Source organism: uncultured Campylobacter sp., from assembly GCF_938018145.1.
Taxonomy (GTDB): domain Bacteria; phylum Campylobacterota; class Campylobacteria; order Campylobacterales; family Campylobacteraceae; genus Campylobacter_A.
The window spans coordinates 1-3,254 of the sequence record NZ_CALIII010000381.1 but is presented as its reverse complement, the minus strand read 5'-3'; the positions used below and the strand labels follow the sequence as shown (position 1 = coordinate 3,254).

The 3,254-nt window shown below is 49.7% G+C and carries 4 protein-coding genes and 1 pseudogene; all 5 read right to left on the bottom strand.

Going from position 1 to position 3,254, the window contains the following annotated elements; translation table 11 throughout:
- A pseudogene (oorC, locus tag Q0338_RS08845) lies at positions 1 to 77 on the bottom strand (2-oxoglutarate:acceptor oxidoreductase); the annotation flags it as partial.
- Positions 74 to 919, bottom strand: coding sequence for a 2-oxoglutarate ferredoxin oxidoreductase subunit beta (locus Q0338_RS08840; protein WP_298086429.1), 846 nt, complete (start codon positions 917 to 919; stop codon positions 74 to 76). The gene Q0338_RS08840 and the pseudogene oorC, both read right to left, overlap by 4 nt.
- Positions 909 to 2,069 (bottom strand): 2-oxoglutarate synthase subunit alpha, encoded by a 1,161-nt coding sequence (locus Q0338_RS08835; protein ID WP_298086428.1) that lies wholly within the window; start codon positions 2,067 to 2,069, stop codon positions 909 to 911. Before Q0338_RS08835 ends, Q0338_RS08840 begins: the two co-directional genes overlap by 11 nt.
- Positions 2,066 to 2,377, bottom strand: coding sequence for a 4Fe-4S dicluster domain-containing protein (locus Q0338_RS08830; protein WP_298086427.1), 312 nt, complete (start codon positions 2,375 to 2,377; stop codon positions 2,066 to 2,068). Before Q0338_RS08830 ends, Q0338_RS08835 begins: the two co-directional genes overlap by 4 nt.
- Positions 2,378 to 2,661: 284 nt before the next feature.
- Positions 2,662 to 3,254: CHAP domain-containing protein (locus Q0338_RS08825; protein ID WP_298086426.1), on the bottom strand; the 593-nt coding region annotated here is incomplete at its 5' end.

Below are 3,254 nucleotides of genomic sequence, written 5' to 3'. Positions count from 1 at the left end.
TTAGCCGCGGCTAAAATCTCGCCCGCTAAAATCACGCCCTGACCACCCACCCCGACGAATCTTAACTGCCTTTTCATTTTAGCGCTCCAAAATCGATTTTCTCGCCGTCTCTAGCGGCTTTTATCACCATGTCGTAGGCCTTCGTGTACTCCATGCGCGACTCGTCTTTATGCAGCACTCCGAGCGGAAATTTACCCTCCTGCTCATCCTCGCTCATCGCGTCAAATTTAGCCTTGCTCACCGTGCGACCATCTATCCACTCCAGCATCTGCGTAGCTTGGCCCATTTTGTTTTTGCGGCCCAGATTTATGTGGCAGTTTGAAAATACGTCAAAAAAGCTGTATCCGTCATGCTCAAAGCCCTCGGCAAATATCTTTTCCAGCTTTGCGGGCTCTATCACGCTGCTGCGCGCTACAAATGTCGCTCCTGCGGCGGTTGCGAGCTTGCATGCGTCAAAATTTGGATCTACGTTACCGTACTGCGCCGTCACCGTCCAAAACCCGGTCGGCGTGGTCGGGCTAGTTTGGGAGTTTGTTAGTCCGTAGATGAAGTTATTTATCAAAACATGGTTTAAATTTATATTTCTGCGGCATCCGTGGATCGTGTGGTTGCCTCCTATTGCGAGTCCGTCGCCGTCGCCGGTTACTACGATGACGTGTTTGTCCGGGTTTGCGAGCTTGATACCCGTAGCGTAGGCGATCGCGCGCCCGTGCGTCGTGTGGACGGTGTTGCAGTTGATGTAGGAGCTAAAGCGCCCCGAGCAGCCGATGCCAGAGACCACGCACACGTCGTTCATGTCCCAGCCGAGCTTGTCGATTGCGCGGATTAGCGCCTTTAGTATCACGCCGTCGCCGCAGCCCCAGCACCACAGAGTCGGCATTTTGTCCGTGCGTAGGTAGTTATCGTAGTTAAATGCCATCAAATTCTCCTATTTTTTGCGCGATTTCTTGCGGGCTGATCGGGCGACCGTTGGCTTTTAGCAGCGTCTTAAAGTCCTCTCTTAGCGTGGCTTTGATTATCTCGCCCGTATACTGGCCCAAATTTAACTCGCAGATCAAAATTTTGCTAAATTTAGCCGAGATTTCTCGTAGTTTCGCGCTTGGCGTCGGAAATAGCGTGATAGGCTTAAAAAGCCCTACTTTCACGCCTTTTTCGCGTAAATTTAGCACCGCTTCTTTTGCTGCGCGAGCTACGGAGCCAAACGCGATAATGCAAATCTCCGCGTCATCTAGCATAAACTCCTCGCAAAAATTGATCTCATCTGCGTGCGCGTTTATTTTGTTAAAAAGGCGCTTGATGTTGTAGTCCACGACCGCGCCGTCCTCGGTCGGAAAGCCCGTCTCGCCGTGATGCAGGCCAGTAACGTGATAGCGGTAACCACCGAAAAATTTATTTAGCACAGCAGGCTCGTCCGCCGCAGCCCTGTATGGGCGGTAGTCGGCAGGGTCGCCGCTAAACTGCCTGCGCGAGTAGATTTCAAGCTCACTAATCTGCGGCAGCACGGCCTTCGCGTGCATGTGTCCGATCGTTTCGTCCAGCAGTAAAAACACGGGCGTCATAAACCGCTCGGCGAGATTAAACGCGCGAACGGTCTGCGTATAGCACTCCTCTAGGCTAGATGGCGCGATAACGATGCTGTTTACGTCGCCGTGAGTCGGGTTTTTCGCCTGCAGGAGATCGCCCTGCGCCACGCGGGTAGGCAGCCCCGTGCTAGGGCCGCCGCGCATGACGTTTACGATCACTAGCGGCACCTCCGCGATAAAGCCAAGCCCGATCTGCTCGGCCTTTAGCGAGATGCCGGGGCCCGAGCTTGCAGTCATCGCCTTTGCACCGCTCATCGAGGCTCCAAGGGCTACCGAGATGCCCGCGATCTCGTCCTCCATCTGGATAAATTTGCCGCCGTGCTTTGGCAGCAGCACGCTTAGTTCGTGTGCAATCTCGCTGCTTGGCGTGATCGGATAACCGCCGAAAAAGTTACACCCGCACTCCACCGCCGCAAGCGCGACTAGCTCGTTGCCGCTAGCGATGATCTCTCTTTTGCCGCCGTTATTATTTAAAAATTCGCTCATTGCTCCGCCTCTAATTTTTCAAATTTATTCTCTTTTACGGCGGTCGCGCGCTCTTTACTTTCGGCGGTTAGTTTGGCGAATTTAAATCCCTTCTCCGCCACGTAAATAGCAAAATCGGGGCAGTGCAGCTCGCACTCGCGGCACCCGATACAGGACTCCGGATGCACGACTTCGATCGTTTTGCCTAGCACCGCGCGCGGTTCGACGGCCATCGCCAGTACGCCCGCAGGACAGCAGCTCACGCAGATATCGCACGCCTTACAGCGCGAGATATCGACCCATACGGGGGCGTCAGTTTTTATCAGCATATTTTTCCTTATCAAATTTAACTCGTAACGATAATTTTATAGCATTTAAGTTAAATTTGGTATTTAAATCGGATAGTAAAATAAAATTTGGAGATTTTTTGTATGAAAACGAGCAAATTTGAAACGCCCGTGCGGATATTTTGTGATTTTTGGAGATATTGCTGTAAATTCGGCGTAGAGTAAATTTAGAAAGTCAAATTTACCGCCGCCGATCCGTAAATTTGATGACGAAATTATACGGATACGGCGGTAAATTTGAAGCGATAAGCAAAAATCGGTTAAACTTAGTTTCTCCTTACGCTGGCTTTGCCAAATCCCGAAAATCTGTTCGACGCAAGGCAAGACGTATTGTTATTTTTGCAAGATACGACATAGGAGTTTAGCTCTTTGTTGCCTTTTTTACGCGTGTTTTTATTTTTTAGATTCATAAAATCCACCGCATTTTTGCCTCTTGAGTTATGCGTAAAGCCAACCGTGCCATCTTTTTCTACGCTACTTACTATGCCTACGTGAGTGACGATTTTTGCTTTTTTGTTATTTTTCGTGCTTCTAGTCGTGTTGTTGAAAAATACCAAATCTCCAACCTTCGGATCGTCAAAGGCGATCAGATTTTTACTCTCGTAAAGCTTAAACATAGCTTCGCTTTTTAGACCGTGCTTGGTGTAAAATTTATCGAGCTCCTTTTCGTCGAAAAAGTCTCGATTTAATTTTTTATTCACAAGCGTTACGAAGCCCGAGCAGTCGCCGCCGTCTCTTTTACCTATATATCCTTGCAGGAGATTTAGCAGGGCCGTTTCTTTTGCGTCGAGTCGGTCGCCGGTCTTACCATAAAACGTCTTGCTTCCCCAGTTTTGGATTTTATCCTTTTCTAGCGAAG